Here is a 21,835-nt window from a genome sequence, read left to right on the forward strand (position 1 = left end):
ATTTGTATATTGTGCGTGCGCGTTTAGCAACTCGTCCAATTGATAGTTTTCAGCTCTTAACTTACTGAGCAAGCAGGCATTCCTAACTTGAAAGAATCCGAGTTAGCACCGGCAATTTGAGCATGCTCACTTACACTCTAGCGAGCGCACGATATCCAATCTTTGTTTTTTGTTATGTCATTGACAGTAAACGATTTAAATACCCAACACAACAACAAAACGCGCAATATTGCCGAAGTGAATGTGCCGTACATCGCTAGCGACACCGACACTTACTAATAACGGGCGGCTAGTCACTAGTTGGATTAGGCCGAAAATCAGAAGGTCTGCTCATCGCTCAAACCGGACACTAACGCCTTACTTGCTGCGTCTCGATTTCCACAACTTTATTGCCGGAAAATAGTACCGTTAAGTAGTATTCACCTCCGATATCACCTTTCACAACATAAGACCATGCTTCGGCTGATCTGCCACCGCGACCAAATCCAGTGTTGACGCCAATAGTCTGGCGATCGCGCATATCGGGATTACCTATTTTATTCATCACTTCGATTTTGGTCATGCCGCAGCGGATAAGTTCTCCGCCGCTAATCCGAAACGAACAGGCTTTTGCTGTTGGTGAGTATGAAATCACCATGCTGGCAAAGATCATTAACAGCCACTTCATAACAGAAGCTCCTGTGAGACATGAAACTTTAACTTAACTTCTTAATAACGTGAGCGCAATTACACAAAAGCTATAATAAAGTCGCCATGCATGAATTTCCCCCTTGGTTGCCTGATTGCCCCATACACATGCAACCAAATCAAAATAGTTGTTGTAGAAAATAGACGAGCCTATTCAAACTCTCGCAATAGTATTGGCAGGATATGCTTTCTGCTTAATTGATGGTGGGTAGCATTTCGGTATTTATTATTGTGGGCGTTAAGTAGCAAAATAATCATGAGGTCATGATGAGGGACAAACTGCATTAATGCGGTATAGCCATAATCGGTACTCCCTCCCATTTGAATTACCGAATTACCGTTTATTTCTGTCTGCGCGAGGCTACCCAGACACCATCGATCGATCGCTTTCGTGAACGCATCATTCAGCGAATTTTCAGGTAAAAAGCATCCACTCCTTAGTGCAGAGAACCAAGTTGCTAAATCATCTATTGAAGTGACCATGCCACCGGCACCCATTAATGCCCACGTTAATTCTTTTTCAAACGTCGTTTGGCCGGGATCATCACCACCGTATCCTCGAGCAATCTTGCTATCTATCAAGCGGCCATCTTGATAAAACCCAGTTTTATATAGATGCAACGGAGAAAGGATTTGAGTTTGATGGATAAAATTCGACGAGGATTTGAGTCAGTTCTATTTTATTATTGGCTGCTAATTGAAGCACCGCAGCCGCGGTAAAGGTTTTTGCAATAGAGCCCATATCATATACAACGTCAGCATCGTTTTTACGCATTTGCTGTCTATCAGCGAAACCAAATGCCGCTTCGAGTAGTGTTTCACGTTCATGAACTACTAATACCATGCCATCAAACGTACCGGCGATATGCTCACGCTCAAGCTCGTGCATTAAATCAGTAACAACTATTGAATTACTCTGAGTTATTACCGTAACACTGCTAACATTCGGCGAGCTGCTACAACCAATGAATGCGAACGTTATTAGAATAAGCCCTATTTGGCGCATCATGCCCTCACCTGCCTCACCATTGCTGTTAAACTTTTGCCATGATGTACTGACTCATTAACGAAACCAAAACGTATTCCGTATTTGTGTTTCTGGACCCAACTGACTAGCCCACTTTTTTCTCGTAGTTCTTCTTTGAAAGGAAAGCCGCTATTAACCTGAGTTAACTGGAATAATCCAATGCAAAGTCCTAGCACCATCGATACTGCTGCTAGCAACAAATTCCGATAGTAGGTGATTTTTGACATACCGGCTCTCTATTTAAAACTTCTAAAGTTAGTGTTGATTAAACAGCAATTCCCGTGACAGGCAAGTGAATAATTCCGGATGCACTGTTCGGAATCTCCGAAATACAAAGCCGCTTTTTCGCTGAAATCTGGATGTAACTCAGGCAAGAGACTGAATGATTGAGGGCCTTTCCTTTCACTGTAATCACTGGCGAAATACCGATATACGATAGTTAATCATTGATTAAGAGTAGCCCTCCAGCGCCCCACTGCATACTCCCCTATCCCACAGCCAGGTTCATCCGCCATCAGTTTGAGCAGGCCCTCATACATGAGCTTGGCTAAATCTTCTCGACCGAGTAGCTTTAAACTCGTTAGCACGCGCGTAATGCGTGCATTGTTGTGCGAGTCAAAGGTAAACCAATCCGTTTTGCGCTCCGCAAAATTATCGCCGATGGCTAATTGCGGACCCTGCTCGGTATTGATCACCTTAAGGCCTAACAGCGCACAAAAACGGACAAAACTGCGTACGAGGTTGTCTTGGGCACGGGCGTTGTTGCGTAAAAAATTGATGGTCGGTTCATCTAGAACCGGCGCGTACATATTGCCTGCACTGGTGGTGATTAACGGAAACATCCACTGAATAAACATATGGCTGCGCTCCAGCCAACTGTCGGGCTTACTCCATAAATCGAACAGCGTATAACCACGATCATTCGCTGCGCCTGCAGTATAAAAGGCCTTCAACTGTTCGAGGCGTTGCTGGTTGGTGCTAGCTGTATCAGGCATGTGTATCACCGGCTAGTTCAACCGCAGCCACCGGCATACCGACCAATAAGGCGATGACATTTTCGATGTGTTCGCCACGCACCATGTCTTCGTCAAAACTGCTGCTCAATGCCTGATAGAGCGCGGCCTCCATGGCAAAGCCTTGCTGCGCAAGTTTGAACGCATGTGCGGCAATGTGCATGTATTCATCCTTGCAATCGTTCTCAACGCAGCAGGTATGCATGGGGTCGGTGTTGAACAACGCCAGGTTGATATCTTCCACCCGTAAGCGTTTTAGTTGTCGGCTTGGCCGTGGGCCGGTGTAACCACGCCGATCCAGCTCGGCATGCAATTCATCAAACTGTTTTTGCCGACCCCACATCGACATCCAGTTGATGTAGGGCGTACTCTGTATGCGTGTTAACAAGTGCACCAGTTGGCACGTCGATAATGGCTTACTCATTTGTCATCCCCTTTTCCACTTATAATTTTTCTCCACGAATGCCATTGTGAAGCCTAGGGATGACGGTTTGTGTCGCCCTTGCATGATTATTATTTCATCAGCGCCACTTCTCCCCAAGGCATGCGCTTACGGCCTTGCGGAGCAATCACCCAAAGTACCGGTTGTGATGGCGGCTGTGGTGGTAAATCCACGTGGCCGTCGGTAAAGAATACGAGGGCTTGGGTTGGATTGCTGCGAACATAGTCAAACACTTCATGAAAAGCCGTGCCGCCGAAACCCCTCACCTGATAATCACTGATGGTTAGTGGCCGATCGGGGCTTACTTGGCGAATATCCTTAATTTTGCTGTCACATTGCAATATAGTCACTTGATATGAGGCGAAGCTCCCTAGCAAGTGCCGCAATTGCTCCAAGAATTGGCCAAGATAAGGAATGCAGCTACCCGATGTGTCCAACGCTAAGGTCAGATCAATGTGTTCGCTGCGCTGCCGTGGTAAATACAGCCCGCGGTGAATGTGCCGGCGTGAGGGCGGAAACCATTGCCGTTCGCCGCGTAATTGACGCTGAATATAACGCCGCAACAGCTGTTGCCAGGGCATGGGTGGTGTGACAATGCCTTTGATGCGCTGGGTTAAATGCCCGGGTAACTTGCCAATGCCCCTGCCGCTAGCCAGCAGTTGCTGGGTAAATTCTTGCCATTCGGTGGCGGTGATATCGCTCATTTCTAGGTGCGTATCGAGCACTTGACTAGCGGCTTGTTCGGTAACTTGTATGCGCTCGTAAATTTCTTCGGCACTTTCATTGCGCTCGAAGCCGTGTTTGGTTTTGGCGATCAAGCATCCCTCTGGATGATAGCCCAGTAGCTCGTGACAAATGGCGTTAACTTCGTAATCAATAGCGATATTCCACCGCATGGGCTGGCGGTATAGCCGCCGATTTAAGTGCCCCATCACGCAGTGCCATACTTCGTGGCAGAGCACAAAGCGGCGCGTTTTGGCGTCAATGCGGTCAGCAAAATCGACGTTGAAGTAAATGGCCTTACCATCGGTGGCAGCGGTTGGAATGCGCTGGCTTTCGCTGAGTGTTCCGCCCACGGCGACAATTTTCAGGCGCATGGCGAGTGCTGCGGTAAAGGGCTGGGTGAGCAGCAACAAGCTACGGTCGTTTTCCAGCGTTTGTACCAGCTCGCGTTGGCGCTGCCGGCCTTGGCTATCGTTGTCAAACGTGGGGGCGCTCATAGAGCGGCCTCAGCGTTGTTGCTGGCGTTAGCTGTCGGCATGAGATCGCCCTGCGCAAGCGCATTGGCGAAGCTTTGCCCGTGTTTGGCGGTCCATTGCTCATACGCTGGGTGCTCAATAAGCCAGGCCGAGCGCTGCGGGTGAATGGTGTCGGTATTGCCTATGGTTTCGCCGAATAGGCTGGCGTTGCGGTTAGCAATAGCCGCGTTGCGACTGGTATCGCGCATGGCGTCCAGCATGAGCATTGTGGCAAAGTCGGAGTTCAGCCGTAAGCTAATCTCAAAAAATACATTCAGCCGCTGCGCACGTTGTGATTTATCGCCACGCCATAGCTGTTCTGTTATGGCGGCACAGAATAAATAGGTGGCATCGCTGCGTTTTGGCACGCTGACCGGAATCTTACCCAGGAGCATGTCGTTGACATTCGGCAGCTCGTCTCCCAGCTCCCAAAAGCCAAAAAAAGGCACGGCGGCAGCGGGCCCGATGAGGCCGTTGACCATAATGCGCAGTTGATGACGGTTGAGGCCTGTGCTGCTGCTCAGCAAGCGCGCCACACGCTCCCATGAGCGCGGGCTGGGCCAGCCGCGCTCGCTATTTTCATCGAGCATGAAAAAGTGCTGCGGGGCGTATTTTAAGAAGGCGATCACGGCGCTATGTAAGCCCTGCTCGCGCGCCCATAAACACCATTGGTCGGCGTTGGGTTGTAACTCAAGGTGGCAAAAGCGATTCGCCAAAGCGCTTGAGAAGCTGTAAGACACCGCTCGGTCGTCCATGCCGTTACCGGCGCCCATAACGAGCCAACCGGGCGGCAGGCTGTATAAGTCACCTAACCTACGGTCAAGGATGATTTCGTACGCGGCGGCTTGTAGTGTGCGGTCGGCAGCACTTAGCTCGTCAAACAGAATAATGCCACGACTGTTGGGGTCGCGTGGCCACTCGCCCGCCAGCAGCCAGTCAACGTGGTCGCCATTGGGTACGGGTAAACCGCGTAAATCAACAGGTTCGCGCTGGGCTAAACGAATATCGATGAACTGGATGCCGTGCTGCTGGCAGATCTCACGCACTATAGTGCTTTTTCCTACCCCAGGGGCGCCCCACAGCATCAGCGGCGCGAGGGCTTGTGCTTGTGCTGGGTCGCTTTGGATAAGTTGCAACTGTGCATGGATAATAGCTTTCACGTCATCGGGATTACAGCTGTACATGTTAGACATTTGAGAGCTCCTGTGTCGGTGTGGTGCCCAAAGCCAGTGCCATAAAGGTGGTGCGGCATTCCGGGCGCTGGCTTGCCATTTGCAGCGCTATCTTCCGTGTTAGCTGCGGCGATTGGCTTAACAGCTTGTTGCCAAGGAGCGGTAAATCGCTCGCATCGCAGCGTTTAAACAGGTGCGATATCACCGTACGGGCAAGGCTGCTAGGCCATCTATCAATACTCAACACCAAGCGCCGCATGGCTTTCATCACCACCTCAGAGTTCAGCGCCATGCGCCGAACTCGGTTAAACCGTTGCTCGGCGTCGATGTTGCGCAGCACCAACACCAAGCGCTGATACTGCTGGTTTTGCAGCAACACAATAACCAACGCGTAGTACACCCGCGGCTTGTGGGCGAGCCGCAGTAAATGATGTCGGTAATATTTATCGACTTCTTTCGGATGTGTTTTGGTTAGTTCGCACCACAGTTGCACGTCGGCTTGCCAGCCCTCTAGTTCAAGGTCGGCGGGAAAGCGCCATTCACGGTGGGTATGTTGCGACGGCATGTTGTTGCTTGCGGTTTTCAACATGTCGTCGCGTGCTTGCAATATTTGTGAGTGATACTGCGGCTCACGTTTGGCCAAATCTGCTAACAGGCGGATGCCGTACAACTGCGCTTTGCTGTGCGCGGCGTTGCCCACGGTGCCCAGTAGCTGCCGTATGGCCTGATCGCGTTGCTGCGCTGGAGCCTTCTCAAACTGCGTGAGCAATTGTTGCAGCGTGCCTTCATTAATGCGCGGAAACACGTCTCCATTGATCATACTCATGGTGGTCATTTTGGTATGAGTAGGGATATCTGCTCGGTCGAGATAACTTTTCCCCCGCACGCCCAACAGTTCGGCGTTTTCAATGGTTAAGCGGTGGATGCAGCAATCGGTGAGATCGATGAGGTACTGGATGCCGGTGAATACCAGCTGGTTTTCGCCGCAGTTGTTTAACCGCACCTGCTCAGCAATGCCGTTCACGTACATGACCTTTTGGCAATGGATGGCTTGCACGAAATTGTTGTGCTTGAGGTGTAGTGCGGTGATATCGCTTAAGCCATGCAGCACAATATCGCCCCGAAAATCGAGAGTAAGCTCGGTTCGTGGTGGGTGTTCATAAGTGCTGGCGTGGCTGCTGGCCCGACTGTTAGCCTGATAAATGATCACCAGGCTTCGCTCGCACAACTGTTGCAGTTGTGCGGCGACGTTGGGGTTATCTAACACCGTAAACGGCACTACCAACAGCTGCTTATAATCAGTTTTTAGGCTTCGTTGATGCAAATAGTCCCCGCCCTGCCAGCTTAAGTCAACGTGGTTTATTGGCCCTTCGATATGGATGCTACCAGCGGCTGTTTGTTTTTTTGCATGGAGATCAAGGTGCAGCACCAGTGGCACCTGCGCAGGGTTAGTAATACGCTGTAACAACGGCATACCACGCAGGCTAATATGATGTTTCTGTGACGCAGACTGACGTAAATTTATGGTGTGCGTTTGTTCGCATTTGATCAAATCAGTCCACACCGCTTGCGGGTCTGTTAAATCAATAACGGGCGTGACTTGCTGATGAAGAAAATTTCCAGAGGTACGATCTTGCATACAGGGCTCCTTAGCTTGAGCTCAAGTATGCCTGCCGCGGGTGACAACTTGTGTCGCCTGCTTTAATGTCGGTTATTTCGTATTTTTCACACGCGCTGCAAAGCATCGATTATAGTTAAATCATGAGTAAAACAAGGTCTTTAAATCTTTTGCATTGCGGATATCCCCTCTTCACAATTTTGCACTTATTTTTTAATTGCAAAAATTATAAAATTGACTAGAATCAAGGACGATTTCATGACCAAGGCAGAGAAATTACGCGCACGCATACTTGAATACCCAACGCGCAGCGACATTCGACATGACGAGTTAAGGCAATTTTTACTGAATCTTGGTTTGATAGAAATTGGACTTGGCAAAACTTCAGGATCCCGAATCAAATTTTACGATCCTAATCGACCAAGTATCCAAATTCGTTTGCATAAGTCGCATGGCAATACACCAGTTGATCGAAATGCTTTACGCGACGTCATTGCCAAAATTAAAAAACTAGGGCTATTAAAGTGAGTTTCGAGACCATGCAGAAATTACTTAAACACAAAGGTTACCAAGGCACTGTTGAGGTCGACTTTGACAAAGGTGTGCTCTACGGCAAAGTTCTGTTTATCAATAGCTTGATTACGTATGCCGGCGCTACGCCCGCTGAGCTACAACTTAGTTTTGCTCAAGAAGTCGACGACTACATTAGTGACTGCGCAGAACTTGGTGTTGAACCAGAAAAACCGTTTAGCGGCACCTTCCAAATACGTTGCTCGCCTTCATTGCATAAAGAGCTGACCGCTCAGGCGCTTAGCGCCGGTATTTCGTTTAACAAGTACGTGGTTTCGGTGCTTGCGGGCGAACACTCTTAACTAAAACGTTCGCTCTTGCGGTAATTCCACGTGCTCGGCGGTGTCGTGCTGCAGGGCTCGCGCCAGTTCTTTGTAGAATTTCTGCCGAAAATCAGCCGGTGCCTTTACTTTTAAGTAGGGCGCGCGGGCCAGTAGCCACTGAATCAGGTTCAGTGTGTATGGCACTGTCACTGTCATGTTGAACACCGTGTCGTGGCCTTTTATTGGTGTGATTTTCTGGTTGTCGCCCAAATGCGAATCTTCTACTTCGCGACGCACTGAATTAAATATCTCCAGGTGCAACTCAAACGGCTCGCCGTAACGAAAGGCCAACTCACCATTCTTTTCATATTCGGCCAGGTTAAAGCCTTGCACGCGAGGTTCATCAAACAGTGTTTGTTTTACCGCACTGATGCGCGAAAAAGGAAGCTGTCGAATTTTATCTTGGTGTGCTGGGTCGCTGCTGTGCATGCGACAAATGAGGTATGGCACGCTGCCGCGATAAAAAATACTCAAGGCGGTGACGGTTAATTGCTTGGCGGCGTCACCTTGATGGCTGTGATAATCCACTTTGAGCACTTCTTGGCTGAGAGCTGCGTTAATCAGCCGCTGGTATATCGTCTTATTGATTTTAGGCGGCTTTAGGTGGTGTGACGCTGGTGCCACACGCACCCGCTTGCTCCAGTTCGCCGCGGCGGTGTCGCTGTTATTGAGTTTGGCTTGGGCGCGTTTAAACAAGCCGTTAAGTGGCTCTAGGATATGGCTGGGGGTGATATGCGCCAGTTGCTTTTCAGCCACCAGTAGCGCCAGTGCCACCGAGTCTTCAATATCAAACAGTTTGTCGAAGTCGCTACGGTCGATGTGCCAGACGTTGTCGTCGTCGCGATACACCCCGAAGTAGCCTTCTAGCGCTGCCATGTCGCGCTGCACGCTGCGGCGCACCTTGCTGCTTACGGCGCCTTGACCGTCGAGGGATTCCATCAGTTGGCTGATGGTTTTGGGCCCTTGATACAATGCCTGCAAATGCAGTAGCAGCCGGATGGCGCCTTCTTTGCTTGAACCCTTTTGATTATTAGTTGGCATGCCTTCGCCCCATTCCTTGTTGTTTCTGCTACAAGATAATGCGACGATCGCTTACGCTTTGCAAGCTTGGAAAGCGGTGCGGCCCCACCTACGGAGCTAGGGCCGGAGCCGGGTCCGGAGGTGGGTCTGCAAGTCCTTCAGCGCAGTACGAGCGTGGGGGTGCGGCTTTCTTTTAGCATCGCCATGGTGGTGCTGCCCACCAGGAATTGGCGAATGCGCGAGTGGCCGAAAGCGCCCATTACCATCAAGTCGATGTTGTGTTCGGTTTGATACTGGTGCAAGGTGGCTTCCACGTCGCCGGCGCGCAGTGCCACTATCACTTCATGGCCAGCGGCCTGCAGAACTTGTTCGGCCCACTTAAGTTTGTCCCAGTTGTTGGCGGTATCGGCATCCACCATCACCACGTGAATCGGCATGCCTTTAAACAACGGGCTTTGCGCCAACATCTCGACGCCCTTTTGCGTGGTTTTGCTGCCATCAAATGCCAGCATCGCTGAACGTGGCTCGCTGTAGGTATCGGGGGTTAGCAATAGCGGTCGGTGCACCGTGCGAATCACGGTTTCTAGCTGGCTGCCAACCTGTTGCAATGTGTTCGCTGAGGCCTCGCCATGTAAACCTAACACAGCTAACCGGACGTCACCTTCAAGTGCTCGTAGGTTCTCGGCTAACTCGCCATGGCGCTGACGTTGCACCACCTCGGCTACGCCTAGTTTGCGCAGTTTGTCTTCTGCCAGTTGCAACATCACATGACCGTGCTCAAGTGCTACTTTTGCGCGCTGGGCATCTAAACCCGCTAATTGTTCGAGCAAATGCTCGCGCGTGCCTAGGCCAATGTTGCCCGATAATTCCGTTGTAGCTTTCGATTTCAGCTCATCTAGTACATGCAACAACATCACCGGCGCCGCTAATTGTTTGGCGGCCCAAGCCGAATAGTCACTTACCGCGGTGTTGCGCGAGGCACCATCAATACAGCTAATCACGTATGACATCAGTTTCCCCTTATTATTATTTTAATGGCCGCCCATAATGCTATCAGCGGCGTCGGGTTTATCGTGTACGCCAAAGCGGTCAACGATGGTGGCACTGGCTTGGTTTAAGCCTCGCACTTCAACATCTGCGCCTTCACGACGGAATTTAATCACTACTTTATCAAGCGCACCTACGGCAGTGATGTCCCAAAAATGAGCTTTGGTGAGATCAATCACAACCTTATCAATGGCTTCTTTAAAATCAAACGAGTCTATGAACTTGTCGGCCGAGGAGAAAAATACTTGACCCACCACGGTATAAATACGCTCGGTGCCCGCTGCATCTATGCTCGAAGATACATTCATAAAGTGACCGATCTTATTGGCAAAGAACATGGCGGCTAGTAACACACCCACGCCCACACCAATGGCGAGGTTATGAGTCGCCACCACCACGATCACCGTGGTGACCATAACAATGTTGGTAGATAACGGGTGTTTTTTGAGGTTGCGAATAGAATCCCAACTGAAAGTACCAATAGATACCATGATCATCACTGCAACTAGGGCCGCCATCGGGATTTGCGTGAGCCACTCGTCCAACACCAAAATCAGAACCATTAAGAACACCCCTGCGGTGAGGGTAGATAAGCGCGTCCGCCCGCCCGATTTAACGTTTATCACCGACTGCCCAATCATCGCACAACCGGCCATACCGCCCATCAAGCCAGCCCCGATGTTGGCAATGCCTTGGCCTTTGCATTCACGGTTTTTGTCGCTGGGAGTATCGGTTAGGTCATCAACGATAGTCGCTGTCATTAACGATTCTAATAAACCTACCACGGCTAATCCGGCTGAATAAGGGAAGATAATCGCCAGCGTTTCTAGGTTAAGAGGTACATCCGGCCACAAGAAAATAGGTAAGGTATCAGGTAAGTCGCCCATATCGCCTACGGTGCGAATATCGATGTTCCAGAAGATGGCGACCAGCGTTAACGAGATGATACAAACCAGCGGCGATGGCAGCATTTTGCCGATCACAGGTACGTACGGGAATAGATAGATGATACCTAAGCCTGCCGCAGTCATGGCATACACATGCCAAGTTACGTTGGTTAATTCAGGTAGTTGCGCCATAAAAATCAAAATTGCTAGCGCGTTAACAAAGCCGGTTACCACCGAACGCGACACAAACCGCATCAACGAGCCGAGCTTTAAGTAGCCAGCCGCAATCTGCAACACCCCGGTTAATAAGGTTGCGGCTAATAAATATTCCAGTCCGTGGTCGCGTACTAGGGTCACCATCAATAACGCCATCGCGCCCGTTGCGGCTGAGATCATGCCTGGACGCCCTCCCGTAAAGGCGATGATTACCGCGATACAAAAAGAGGCATAAAGACCAATTTTAGGGTCCACACCGGCGATGATAGAAAAGGCAATAGCCTCGGGAATAAGAGCTAGGGCAACCACAATACCCGCTAACAAATCGCCACGGATATTTGAAAACCACTGGTTCTGAATGGTTTTAAGCATAAATAGAGTTTCGCTTTTGAGTTAATTTATTTTTAATTAAAAAATCAAGGCTAGTTCAAGCGTACAGAAATGAGCTGCATTTAAGTTTAAATGCAACCTAGGATACTTGCGATTGGTTGGGCGCTATGGCGGCGTAAGGTTAGACAAACCCTTGAATCTCCGTAAGTCGTTATTGGTTGTGTGCTTGGGCGCGGATTATAACCCTATCAACTTATGAACGCAAAACCGCGAGGTCAAGCGAGGCATTCAGGCTTGCCCAGAAAATAACCTTTGACTTATGTGAGAATAAGCGTAGAGTAGGCGGCGTTGGTTAAGAAACAGCAAGTTAAATCTCCTCTACGTAGCATTATTAGCAGTAAATCTTCGTCCTGTAGTTTTAAATTTCCATTTTTTTACCCGCATGACTCTGTTCATAGCAGCTTGCTATGGCAGCAAACTTTTTAAATTTCAGGATTAATATTATGTCTAATACAGTAACTGGTACCGTAAAGTGGTTTAACGAAGCAAAAGGTTTTGGTTTTATTGAGCAACAAGGTGGCGCAGACGTATTTGCTCACTTTAGCGCCATTGCTAGCACCGGTTTCAAAACTTTAGCCGAAGGCCAACGTGTATCGTTCACGATCACTCAAGGTCCTAAAGGCCCACAAGCTGAAAACATCGTTGCCGTATAATTATACGTTAGCGTTGGTTTGAATGAAAAAGAGCGACTTGGTCGCTCTTTTTTTATGCCTGTCGCGCACCTTTAAGCTTTTTCAACAAGCAACTTGATTTATCCACTCCTTCACTCCATATTGTTCATCATGATACTTTAGTAAATTCTAAACAATAAGGAGCCATGACCTATGAGCACCATCATTGCTGCCTGCCCTAGTTGCCATAAAAAGAATCGCGTCGCTAACGATAAGCCGCGAGCCGAGGCGAAATGCGGCGCCTGTAAAGCTCCCCTGTTTAGCGGCGAAGCCTTTGCCGTAAACGCCGATCAGTTTCGGGCCCACCGCGACAGTGACTTACCCTTGGTGGTAGATTTTTGGGCCAGTTGGTGCGGCCCCTGCCAGCAATTTGCGCCGGTATTTGCGCAAGTAGCTAAGCCATTTGCCAATCAAGCCAGATTTGTGAAAATCAGTACCGAGACCGAGCCTCATCTAGCTCAGCATTTTATGATTCGTAGTATTCCTACCTTGATGTTGATTAAGAATGGGCAAGAGATTGCGCGCCAAGCAGGTGCCATGGGGCCAGCCCAATTAACTCAATGGTTAAATCAGCATCTTTAAAAACCAGCGACAGCGAATAAGACACTGCCCCATACTACGGCCATGAGTACTAACGCAAAAAACACAGCAGCCGAGGCGATATCTTTCGCACGGCCGCTGAGTTCATGAAACTCCGCCCCCACTCTGTCAACGACGGCTTCTACCGCTGAATTTAAGAGCTCAGTAATCAGTAAAATAAAGACCGTGAGAATCAGCAATAAGCGTTCGCTCAAGGTTATTTCTAAGCTAACTGCAATGACCACTAATACCGTAGCTAATAGCAAGTCTTGCCGAAACGCAGCTTCATAGCGCCACGCCATTTTAATGCCACGAAGTGAATTAAAAGTGGCGTGAATAATTCTTGCGATGCCTGTTTTATTTGATTTCATAAGCCACGGGTACCCGCACGTGAATGAATGGTTGCTCAATTGTGTAAGCAAGCTTATCTGGTTTTTCTTAAGCTTGCCTTAAGCCAACAAAAATAATCTAGAAAGCATGTTTTTAGCTAGATAGTAAGGCTTACCATGCAGACGTTAAAACACCCCCACGCATTGATGGTGTTGCGTCCACTCGCCTATTTTTATGGGATAAATTTAGTTTTACTGGGTGCTTTTAGACTGGCGTACTGGTATCTGTATCACGAGCGGGCATCGGCAGCTACCCAACTGAGTCATTATTTACTGAGTGGCGTACGTGCTGATTTCATTATGCTTGGCTATGGCGCTTTACTGGTGCTGTTGGTGTTACCTATCTTCCTACTAGCCCATGCACAGCAAGCGTGGCAGCGCTTTAGTGTATGGCTGCTCACGCTTTTTAGCTTTTTTATGCTGTTTATGGAACTAGCAACACCTGCCTTCATCGCCCAATACGATACCCGCCCTAACCGCCTTTTCTTTGAATATTTGGCTTATCCAGCAGAAGTATTTGCTACCCTTTGGCATGGGTTTCGGGGCTGGTTAATCCTCTCCATCGTGGCATCAATGGCCTTAGGCTGGGGTTTATTTCGTGTCAGCCAATATCAACTACGTCAACCCAGTCATACGGTATCCCGTTGGCAAATCGCTCTGATACTTCCGTTAGCACTCGCAGTGGCGCTGATAGGAGTGCGCTCCACTTGGTCTCATCGTCCCGCTAATCCGGCTTTTTTCGCCACCACGGCAGATCCGCTTATCAATAGCTTACATTTAAGTTCAGGCTATACGTTACTGTATGCTCTCTATAATTTGAAACATGAGAGCCAAGCGAACCGAGGTTATAGTCAACTTTCAGATGCAGATATTTTTGCAGTAATAAAAACCGAACCCTATCTTAAAAATTATCAGTTTAGCCATCCTGAATTACCCACCTTACATTATCAGCCTGCTAGCATTCAGCGTGATAAACCTCTGAATATAGTCATTATTTTAGAAGAAAGCTTAGGAGCCACTTTTGTCCCGTCACTCGGCGGTAAAACCGTGAACGGCCAGTCTTTAACGCCAAATCTTGAACAATTGAAGCAACATGGATGGTGGTTTGAGCAACTTTATGCGACTGGTATTCGTTCGGTTCGTGGTATTGAAGCTGTTGTTGCTGGCTTCTTACCTACCCGTGCTCGCTCGACGGTAAAATTAACTCACTCACAACGAGATTTTTTCACCTTAGCCAGTTTGTTGCGGCAGCAGCACTATCACACGGAATTCTTGTATGGCGGTGAAGCTCACTTCGACAACATGGCTAGCTTTTTTAGTGGTAATGGCTTCGCTTCTATTGTCGACCAGCGAGCTTTTACTGAGCCTAAATTTGAAGGGAGCTGGGGGGTATCTGACGAAGACTTATTGGATCGTTTACACCAACAACTCATGCAGCGTGATGATACTAAGCAGCCCTATTTTGTGCTGGCCTTTAGTAGTTCTAATCACGAGCCATTTGAGTATCCCGCTGATGCTATTACTCCCGTAGAGCAACCTGTTCATAGCCTCAACAATGCTGTTCGTTACGCTGATCACGCCTTAGGTAAATTTTTTGCACAAGCTATGGCCAGCGATTATTGGCACAATACACTGTTCTTAGTGGTGGCAGATCACGATACCCGAGTCTACGGAGATGACCTTATTCCTGTGAGTAAATTTCATATTCCTGGGCTCATTCTTGGAGCTGATTTAAGCCCCAAGACTATCCCTCATATCGCTAGCCAAATCGATCTTTTACCGACCCTGATTTCGCTTGCTGGTTTATCGGGATTTATCCCTGCGGTTGGCCAAGATTTAAGTGCGGCACAACCTCCAGCAAATCGGGCGATGATGCAGTTTGGTGATTATTTCGGTTGGCTAGAGCACCAACAGTTGACCGTTTTGGGAGCGGATCAACAGGAGTTTAGATATCAGTACGACCCAATTAGCAAGCAGCTTACACCACTTGCAATGCCACTTATTGAAACGCAAGAGCAGCGTATTAGGGCTTTCGCTGCCTTACCTTCGGTGCTTTATCAGCAACGATTATACCGGCTGCCAGAGCCTAACATCAGCCAGGAACTAACCCACTAACGCAGGTAGAGCTGCACGCAAAAGCGTTGATCGTGGTAGCTAAATTCGGGATCTACCTGCAACTGCGTGGCTAAATGAGCCACGATACTTAAGCCTAAGCCGGCCCCTTGTACATGCAGTTGTTTGCCACGATAAAAACGTTCGGTTAATCGCGTTATATCAAGCTGGTGCTGGCTATCTACTGGGTTACAAAGAAGCATCTGGTGCTGCTCTAGGGTTAACTGGATGCAGCTTTGGGCAGGTGCATACTTTATCGCGTTATCTAGCAGGTTGTTGCACAACAGGTACCAATAACTTGCCGCTCCGGCACGCTTGCAAGATGCCTCTAAATGGATCTCCGTGTGCAGCTGTTTTGCCTCAATACGGGCATAATTATCAGCCAAGACTTGGCGCCAAACTTTGGCCAGATCACAGGTGTCGGTGAGCTCTAACTGCCCTTCGACTTTGGCTAACGTCAGCAAGCTTTCTACTAAATTAATGATGCGATTAGTGCTTTCTAGCAGCTCGGTGATCTCTTGTTGGAAATTGCTTGGCGGGCGCTCTTGTAGGCGTTGTAAGCGCACTTTGAGGGCCGCTAGCGGGGTTCTTAGTTCATGCGCTGCATCAGCAGAAAACCGCTTTTCGCGAGCAAAGCTTTGCTCAATGCGCGCTAAGTAATGGTTTAAAGAGCGCTTCACCAAATCCACTTCTTCGCCTTCATCGACTAACGGAAATGGCGCATAATTATTATTACTACGGAGCCTGAGTTGCTGCGCTAAGCGGGCAAAGCTTTTAAAGCCCCGATGAATAGCAAGCCAACCCAGCCACAGCATGAGTGGTAACAGCAACAGCACCGGGAAAATCGTGTCGATGGCTAAATCACTGCGTAATTCGGCTCTGAACTCATCTTCTTGCAGTAGCAGAATTCGACTTTGGCCATCCGCGGTTAACATCCCAAACACATGCCACAACTGCTCGCCTTGATAGGTGGTAAAGCCCGTCTGAAACGGCACTGTGGCGGCATCTGGCACGCCTTCGGTTAGCACCTGCCAACTGCCATCAAGCGCCTCAATACGATAAGCGATTCGGTCTTCATAACTGTGCTGCTGTAACGAAGGAACTACCAGGCTCTGCCCTTTGCTCGTGGTTAGTTGCAAGCGGGCTGGTTCGGCCACAATCACCGCAAGGGTTTTAGCTTGTTGAATCATTTCGGCGTCAAACAATTCGTCTACTTCGTGCCGTACTTCAAGATAAATCCAGCTGACGGTGATGCCCGAGCAGAGCAAGTACACGGCGGATACGGCAATGAGGATACGCCGCCGAATGGATGTTGATTTACCTAACAGGCTGGTCAAAGCATCGGTAAATGAACGCATTTATTGAGCCCCCTGGCCCGGCTGTTTTAGCCGGTATCCAATGCCGCGAATTGTCTCTATCCACTCTTTATTACCGAGCTTTTTGCGTAGATTTGACACATGAACCTCAAGCGCATTACTTTCGATGTCTGTGTCTTGGTCAAACACCGAGGCTTCTAGTTGGTCACGGCTGTGAACCCGACCGGGCTGTAAAATCAGCGCTTTTAACAGCTCAAACTCGCGCCGCGACAAATTAATCGGTTGTTGCTGTAGCTGCACCACTCGGGTTTCGGTGTTGAGTTGCAACTCGCCTAGGCTGAGTGTGGCCGACGTATGCCCTTGTTGGCGTCGGATCAAAGCACGTAAACGCGCTCCTAATTCGTTGAGATCAAAGGGCTTGGTGAGATAATCATCAGCGCCGTTGTCCAGTTGCTGGACAATTTCATGACTGTTATCGCGTGCGGTTAAGATCAGAATCGGTAACCGTAGTCCACGTTTGCGACAATTGATCAGCACGCGCGAGCCTTCCAGATCAGGTAAACCTAAATCGAGAATCATCGCCTGATAGGCATGGTGTTGTAGCGCACTAATGGCGGCTGCTCCCGTTTGCACCCAAGCCACATTAAAGCCACGATCGTTAAGGCCAAGCGCTACCGCTTGGCCTAACATCGCATCATCTTCTACCAGTAGAATGTGCATCCTATCTCACTTTTTCTTGAATCCGCTGGCGTAATGCCTGCACCTCTTTACGGCGTTCGGCATCGGCTAAAGGACGTTCTGGGCGCGGTGCTGCCGCTAAAGCCAGCTCGGTGTACCTAAGCGCCTGTTGATAGTCCCCTTGGTCAAATAAATAATCAGCGTAAAAATAGTTAGGGTCAATCCCATCTGGGTTTAATTCTAACGCTTTTTCAAGTAATTGCTTGGCCTTATCGTCATCGCCAAAGCCTAGTGGCCAGCCCGGTACTTTAAAGTAGAGCGTGCCTAAACTAGCATAAGCCGAACCTTGCAGGGCATCGGGTTGTAGCGCTAACGCTTGCTCTAGGCTGTTGCGAGCGGCTTTGGCCAGGCTCAGAGCACCTAACCCACCTTTGGCTCCAGCATAAGTGCTTTGCACAATACCTTGCCAAATATGGGCTTCAGCGCTTTGTGGCTGAGCCGCTACCCAGGCTTGTACATCAGCTAGTAGTTGCTCAAAGCCCTGCTGCTGGGCTTCGTCTGTAAGGCGGTAATTAACTTCGGCCCAGCGTTGTTGAATGTCACTTAAACGACTTTGCTGACCAGGCGCCACCATGGTCGACGCCGGTGTCTCCGTATTCGTGGCGATGGCTGCTGCTGGTAGTGCTAACAGGGTCAGGGCAACAACTGAGTAAGTAGATAGTTTCATTTCGATAACTCCTTCGTTAACCGATAAAGATGTTGTCTTGGTGAGCGCATGGAGTTCGCCACCAAACTTGGGATAAAGCCATTAAGCCAGGCAAAAAATCGCTCGGGCCAGCCCAGCACCTGCTTCGATTTACCGCGGGCAATTTGTTGCAGGACTTTGCGAGCCACCCATTCCGGCGCATCCGCGGTGCTACCGCAGGCTTGGTTCATCGCCACCGTAAGCGGGCTGTTGAAGTTGGTATCGATAGCCCGCGGAGCGCAGTACATCACCGTTATTTGCTGCGCGGGTAGTTCGCGTTGCAGTGCTTCGGTGAAGCCACGCAAGCCATACTTGCTCGCACAATAGAGGGTTTGCCCAGGAAAGCCGATGCTGCCAAACACCGAACCTAGGTTCATTAACCAGCCCCGCTGATGGGGCAGATACGGCAATATCAGCGCGCTTAATTGCATGGGTGCCAGTAGGTTGGTTTGTATCACCTCAGCGATAGCTGTTGTCGATTGCTGGCTAAACAAGCCCGCGTGATTGATCCCGGCATTGTTGATCAGGCCAGTAACAGGCGTCTGCGTGGTGCGCCAATGCAACACGTAATCAAGTAATGCTTGTTGTCCTGCCGTGGTGGTGATGTCGGCTTGCAAATAAGATTGCTGTAGCTGCTGCGCCAAGGCTTCGAGGCTGCTGCTATTGCGCCCCACCAACAACACCTTGGCTCCGGCCCCGCTTAGTTGTTGCGCGATACAACGCCCTAACCCACCGGCGGCACCAGTCAACACCACATGCTGGTTAGTCCACGAGAACGTCGCCATCTAAACACTCCTCTGCGCCAGCTCAGGTAACGCACGGAACATATCGCCGTACAATCGATACACTTGCTTGGCGGTGGTGATAATGGCCGCTTGCGCCACTGGATCAGTCACTTTATCCATCAATTGGGCAAAGAACTGCACATGTTCGAGATCTAACGAACCATGTGAATTTAAGTAACTAAAAGCACGGTCAGGTAAGGCCAATTGCTGTTGAATGGTACCTGCTGCTTGGCTGGCTAATTTTACACTGGTGCCTTCAAGCACATGGGCCATGCCGAAAAAGGCAGTCGGATGGAGCAAATCAATATTGCCATGCACCACCGCCACCATAGCCGCAGTACTGGCATGAGGCTGACTGTTCTGCACCGACTCTGGGGCGATACCGGTCGCTGCTAAGTCGTTGAGGATCCATTGCTCGTGACCGTACTCTTCGTTGATGTAGTCGATCAGCGCTTGTCGCAGCCATTCTTGTTGATGGCTGATAGCGCTCCCCGCCCGCATCAGCAACGGCGTGGTGTATTTCACGTGATGGTAGGCTTGCTGCAAAAAGGCTTGATACAGCGGTAAGCTGATCTCACCCTGCAGTGCTTGTGTGATTACCGGGGCGCTGAGTAAATAGTTTTGCTCGTCTGCTGTGGCCGTTACTAAAGTATTGAAAAAACTCATACAAATAACCTCTCTGAGGACAAATAGTGGGCGTAGACCTTGGCAATTTCAGCCCGGCGTAGACGTCCGGTGCCGGTTAACTGCGCGTTGTTGATTGAAAATACTGAGTCTGCTCGGTGCCATGCATGCAGCCGAGCATAGTCAGGTAAACTTTGATTTACTTTGGCGATGGCCGCATTGATGGCGCTATCACTGACCTCGGCTGCCGCCACGATAATGCCGGTTAAGGGTAAGGTTTCACTGCCAAACACGGCGGCCTGATAAATTTCCGGCTGCTCGGTTAGCTCTGCTTCTACCCATTCGGGGTCGAGATTTCGACCAAATTCGGTGACGATGATGTGCTTTTTGCGACCTTTTATCAGCAGTCGGCCGTGCTCATCAAACTCGCCCCAATCGCCGGTACGAATACAGGTTGGATACCAACTACTGGGATCATGGAGATACCCCAACATGGCGTTGCCAGAAACCACTACTTCGCCTTGCTCTAACCAGACTGTGGCATGATCTAAGGGCTTACCCACGGTGCCGACTTGGTCCGTAGCCGTGCTTGTTGTGGGTTGGTTAAAACACACCACCGAACCAAATTCTGATAGCCCATAGCCTTGCAGCAAGGGGATTTTCAGAGCTAACGCTTGCCGTTCTAACTCGGGTAGCAAGCGCGCTCCGCCCACCGCAACCAGTTGCAAGTCAGGCAATTTGAGGTACTGCTGCTGCACCCCATAAACCAGCGCTTTGACTAACCCCGGGGTGACTATCAGGCTATGGGGCTGTAACTGATTCAACGCTTGAAAGAATGAGCTAAGCTGAAGTTCGTGCGCACCATGCAAACCAAGCTTTGCGCCGGGTTGTAACTGCACTTGATAGCCGCGCCATAAACTTAGATACACACCCGCAAGGTTTTCCAACAGCACCGCCAGTGGCATTAAACTTAGATGCTTACGCACGGCTAGCTCTCCTAAGCGCTGATCTAACGCCACCAACGTGGTCTGAATATTTTGGGCGCTCAAACAGACCCCTTTGGAGGTGCCTGTGCTACCAGAGGTATATGTGACCTTGACGGTGCCAAGCGGTAACGGTGGTGCGGGCTGCGCTACCAGTAACGGCTGCATACCAGCAGCATCAATCAACAGATTAGCGCCACTATCAAGCAAAACTTGTTGTTGCTGTTGGGCGCTGAAAAAGCTTGGGATGGGAATAGCCACGGTCGGCTGCACCGCATTGGCGGCCAAGATGGCCAGATCCGTCACCACCCATTGCACCGAGTTATCAAGCTGTATAGCAATCCGCGGTGATGTCATTTGACAGAATTGCAGACTAAGCTGGCTTACCTCATGATACAACTCAGCGTAGGTAAGACTGCGCTGGTGGTCTTGCAGGGCAAGCTGATGTGGCTGTTGTTGCGCATGCTGTTGCAAGCGTGCCATCAAAGGTATCAGGTTCAGCAATTGCGGTTGCATTAGCATGATAATGCCTCGCTACTGTGCGGCGCGGTGGCCGGCACTTGAGTTGTTAACGGCCAGCCTTGGTTTACAGCCACCAAAATCACCTGCGGTTGCTGTTGGTAATAGTTACCCCAGAGGCCCTGTAATGTGCTCGGCAGTTGCTGCTCATGAGCTAAACCTAGCGGCTGGGTTTGGATACCCAAGCGCTGTAACTTAAGTTGCAAAAACCGCGTTACGGTAAACAGTAGGTAGTTCTTATTAAGCGCTGTAGCTGCTTGATAAACCGCTGAAAAAAGTGGCGTCAGATAACGGCCATCAGCCACTGCTAATGAGCCTATCTCTGCGAGTTGTTGCCGCGAGACTGTGGCTGCGACCCTTGTTGTTACGAAATTTTGTGCGGCTGTTGGTAAATAATATTCAGAAAACATCGGGCCCTGTTCTGCTAACTGAATAGCACAGCCCGCAACCACCTCTTCGTCTTCAAACAAAGCTAGTAACAGGGGTGGTAGCCGTTCTAAACAGGCCTGAAAATGAAGCCAATAGCGGTCACAAATAAACCGCTCGACCTGGTTGCGTTTAGGGTGATTAGGTAAAATAAATTGAGACAACATCATCGAGCTCCATTGCTTGTAGCAGCTGATGGCTAGATTAGTTGGTGAAGCTTAAGAAAGGCTTAAGATGCTCAGCAGCAATGTGTCATAAAGGTGCGCAATAAAGTTCAGTGCAAGGCCCCAAAAAACGATCTTTTAACGCTTGTTTACGTAACTTATGTAACTTATGTAACTTATGTAAGCTACGTAAC

Annotated in this window: 24 protein-coding genes; 5 read left to right on the forward strand and 19 right to left on the reverse strand. The window is 49.6% G+C overall.

The window, feature by feature from the left end:
• Positions 1–349 precede the first annotated feature (349 nt).
• The 8 genes from NOG12_RS05075 to NOG12_RS05110 all read right to left on the reverse strand — a co-directional run bounded on the left by NOG12_RS05075 (position 350) and on the right by NOG12_RS05110 (position 7,218).
• Entirely contained in the window at positions 350–667 is a 318-nt protein-coding gene (locus NOG12_RS05075; protein WP_313932599.1) for a hypothetical protein, read from the reverse strand.
• A gap of 170 nt (positions 668–837) precedes the next feature.
• The gene (locus NOG12_RS05080) at positions 838–1,269 is read right to left on the reverse strand and encodes a serine hydrolase domain-containing protein (RefSeq protein WP_313932600.1); all 432 of its coding nucleotides are present in this window, start codon (positions 1,267–1,269) and stop codon (positions 838–840) included.
• A 25-nt stretch (positions 1,270–1,294) separates the two neighbouring features.
• Positions 1,295–1,696 carry a serine hydrolase domain-containing protein gene (locus NOG12_RS05085; RefSeq protein ID WP_313932601.1) on the reverse strand — a complete coding sequence of 134 codons (402 nt, stop codon included), beginning with the start codon at positions 1,694–1,696 and terminating at the stop codon, positions 1,295–1,297.
• Between the two features lie 461 nt (positions 1,697–2,157).
• Entirely contained in the window at positions 2,158–2,709 is a 552-nt protein-coding gene (locus NOG12_RS05090; RefSeq protein ID WP_313932602.1) for an opioid growth factor receptor-related protein, read from the reverse strand.
• On the reverse strand, positions 2,702–3,151 hold the full coding sequence (locus NOG12_RS05095) for a hypothetical protein (RefSeq protein WP_313932603.1): 450 nt from the start codon (positions 3,149–3,151) through the stop codon (positions 2,702–2,704). Before NOG12_RS05095 ends, NOG12_RS05090 begins: the two co-directional genes overlap by 8 nt.
• Before the next feature lie 89 nt (positions 3,152–3,240).
• Entirely contained in the window at positions 3,241–4,389 is a 1,149-nt protein-coding gene (locus NOG12_RS05100; protein ID WP_313932604.1) for a vWA domain-containing protein, read from the reverse strand.
• A complete protein-coding gene (locus NOG12_RS05105) occupies positions 4,386–5,600 on the reverse strand; it encodes an ATP-binding protein (RefSeq protein WP_313932605.1) in 1,215 nt (404 codons plus the stop codon). Before NOG12_RS05105 ends, NOG12_RS05100 begins: the two co-directional genes overlap by 4 nt.
• Positions 5,593–7,218 (reverse strand): hypothetical protein, encoded by a 1,626-nt coding sequence (locus NOG12_RS05110; RefSeq protein WP_313932606.1) that lies wholly within the window; start codon positions 7,216–7,218, stop codon positions 5,593–5,595. The genes NOG12_RS05105 and NOG12_RS05110 overlap by 8 nt, the downstream gene beginning before the upstream one ends.
• A gap of 237 nt (positions 7,219–7,455) precedes the next feature.
• Here NOG12_RS05110 and NOG12_RS05115 point away from each other — a divergent pair, with 237 nt between their 5' ends.
• Positions 7,456–7,725 carry a hypothetical protein gene (locus NOG12_RS05115; protein ID WP_313932607.1) on the forward strand — a complete coding sequence of 90 codons (270 nt, stop codon included), beginning with the start codon at positions 7,456–7,458 and terminating at the stop codon, positions 7,723–7,725.
• Between the two features lie 11 nt (positions 7,726–7,736).
• Positions 7,737–8,069 (forward strand): type II toxin-antitoxin system HicB family antitoxin, encoded by a 333-nt coding sequence (locus NOG12_RS05120; RefSeq protein WP_153826630.1) that lies wholly within the window; start codon positions 7,737–7,739, stop codon positions 8,067–8,069.
• Here NOG12_RS05120 and NOG12_RS05125 read toward each other — a convergent pair whose 3' ends face one another.
• The 3 genes from NOG12_RS05125 to NOG12_RS05135 form a co-directional block, all read right to left on the reverse strand.
• The gene (locus NOG12_RS05125) at positions 8,070–9,131 is read right to left on the reverse strand and encodes a helix-turn-helix transcriptional regulator (protein ID WP_313932608.1); all 1,062 of its coding nucleotides are present in this window, start codon (positions 9,129–9,131) and stop codon (positions 8,070–8,072) included.
• A gap of 137 nt (positions 9,132–9,268) precedes the next feature.
• Positions 9,269–10,120 carry a universal stress protein gene (locus NOG12_RS05130; protein ID WP_313932609.1) on the reverse strand — a complete coding sequence of 284 codons (852 nt, stop codon included), beginning with the start codon at positions 10,118–10,120 and terminating at the stop codon, positions 9,269–9,271.
• Between the two features lie 21 nt (positions 10,121–10,141).
• The gene (locus NOG12_RS05135; protein ID WP_313932610.1) at positions 10,142–11,632 is read right to left on the reverse strand and encodes a SulP family inorganic anion transporter; all 1,491 of its coding nucleotides are present in this window, start codon (positions 11,630–11,632) and stop codon (positions 10,142–10,144) included.
• A 461-nt stretch (positions 11,633–12,093) separates the two neighbouring features.
• Between NOG12_RS05135 and NOG12_RS05140 the strand changes: the two genes are divergently transcribed.
• Together NOG12_RS05140 and trxC are read left to right on the forward strand one after the other, a co-directional pair.
• Complete coding sequence (locus NOG12_RS05140) at positions 12,094–12,303, forward strand: cold-shock protein (protein WP_110076361.1); 210 nt, start codon at positions 12,094–12,096, stop codon at positions 12,301–12,303.
• Between the two features lie 171 nt (positions 12,304–12,474).
• A complete protein-coding gene (trxC, locus tag NOG12_RS05145; RefSeq protein WP_313932611.1) occupies positions 12,475–12,903 on the forward strand; it encodes a thioredoxin TrxC in 429 nt (142 codons plus the stop codon).
• Here trxC and NOG12_RS05150 read toward each other — a convergent pair.
• Positions 12,900–13,271 carry a diacylglycerol kinase gene (locus NOG12_RS05150; RefSeq protein ID WP_110076326.1) on the reverse strand — a complete coding sequence of 124 codons (372 nt, stop codon included), beginning with the start codon at positions 13,269–13,271 and terminating at the stop codon, positions 12,900–12,902. The genes trxC and NOG12_RS05150 overlap by 4 nt on opposite strands.
• 135 nt (positions 13,272–13,406) lie before the next feature.
• Between NOG12_RS05150 and NOG12_RS05155 the strand changes: the two genes are divergently transcribed.
• Complete coding sequence (locus NOG12_RS05155; RefSeq protein WP_313932612.1) at positions 13,407–15,404, forward strand: LTA synthase family protein; 1,998 nt, start codon at positions 13,407–13,409, stop codon at positions 15,402–15,404.
• Here NOG12_RS05155 and NOG12_RS05160 read toward each other — a convergent pair.
• The 7 genes from NOG12_RS05160 to NOG12_RS05190 are packed head-to-tail and all read right to left on the reverse strand — an operon-like array spanning position 15,401 to position 21,647.
• Entirely contained in the window at positions 15,401–16,759 is a 1,359-nt protein-coding gene (locus NOG12_RS05160; protein WP_313932613.1) for a histidine kinase dimerization/phospho-acceptor domain-containing protein, read from the reverse strand. The genes NOG12_RS05155 and NOG12_RS05160 overlap by 4 nt on opposite strands.
• Positions 16,760–17,437 carry a response regulator gene (locus NOG12_RS05165; RefSeq protein WP_110076323.1) on the reverse strand — a complete coding sequence of 226 codons (678 nt, stop codon included), beginning with the start codon at positions 17,435–17,437 and terminating at the stop codon, positions 16,760–16,762.
• A gap of 1 nt (position 17,438) precedes the next feature.
• On the reverse strand, positions 17,439–18,122 hold the full coding sequence (locus NOG12_RS05170; protein WP_110076322.1) for a tetratricopeptide repeat protein: 684 nt from the start codon (positions 18,120–18,122) through the stop codon (positions 17,439–17,441).
• Positions 18,119–18,925: an SDR family oxidoreductase gene (locus NOG12_RS05175; protein ID WP_313932614.1), complete on the reverse strand. Its 807-nt coding sequence runs from the start codon at positions 18,923–18,925 to the stop codon at positions 18,119–18,121. The genes NOG12_RS05170 and NOG12_RS05175 overlap by 4 nt, the downstream gene beginning before the upstream one ends.
• Positions 18,926–19,591 carry a TenA family transcriptional regulator gene (locus tag NOG12_RS05180; RefSeq protein ID WP_313932615.1) on the reverse strand — a complete coding sequence of 222 codons (666 nt, stop codon included), beginning with the start codon at positions 19,589–19,591 and terminating at the stop codon, positions 18,926–18,928.
• Positions 19,588–21,054 carry an AMP-binding protein gene (locus tag NOG12_RS05185; protein WP_313932616.1) on the reverse strand — a complete coding sequence of 489 codons (1,467 nt, stop codon included), beginning with the start codon at positions 21,052–21,054 and terminating at the stop codon, positions 19,588–19,590. Before NOG12_RS05185 ends, NOG12_RS05180 begins: the two co-directional genes overlap by 4 nt.
• Positions 21,048–21,647 carry a thermostable hemolysin gene (locus NOG12_RS05190; RefSeq protein WP_313932617.1) on the reverse strand — a complete coding sequence of 200 codons (600 nt, stop codon included), beginning with the start codon at positions 21,645–21,647 and terminating at the stop codon, positions 21,048–21,050. Before NOG12_RS05190 ends, NOG12_RS05185 begins: the two co-directional genes overlap by 7 nt.
• Between the last annotated feature and the right edge of the window lie 188 nt (positions 21,648–21,835).

Source organism: Pseudidiomarina fusca (genome assembly GCF_032227045.1).
GTDB classification, from domain to species: Bacteria; Pseudomonadota; Gammaproteobacteria; order Enterobacterales; family Alteromonadaceae; genus Pseudidiomarina; species Pseudidiomarina fusca.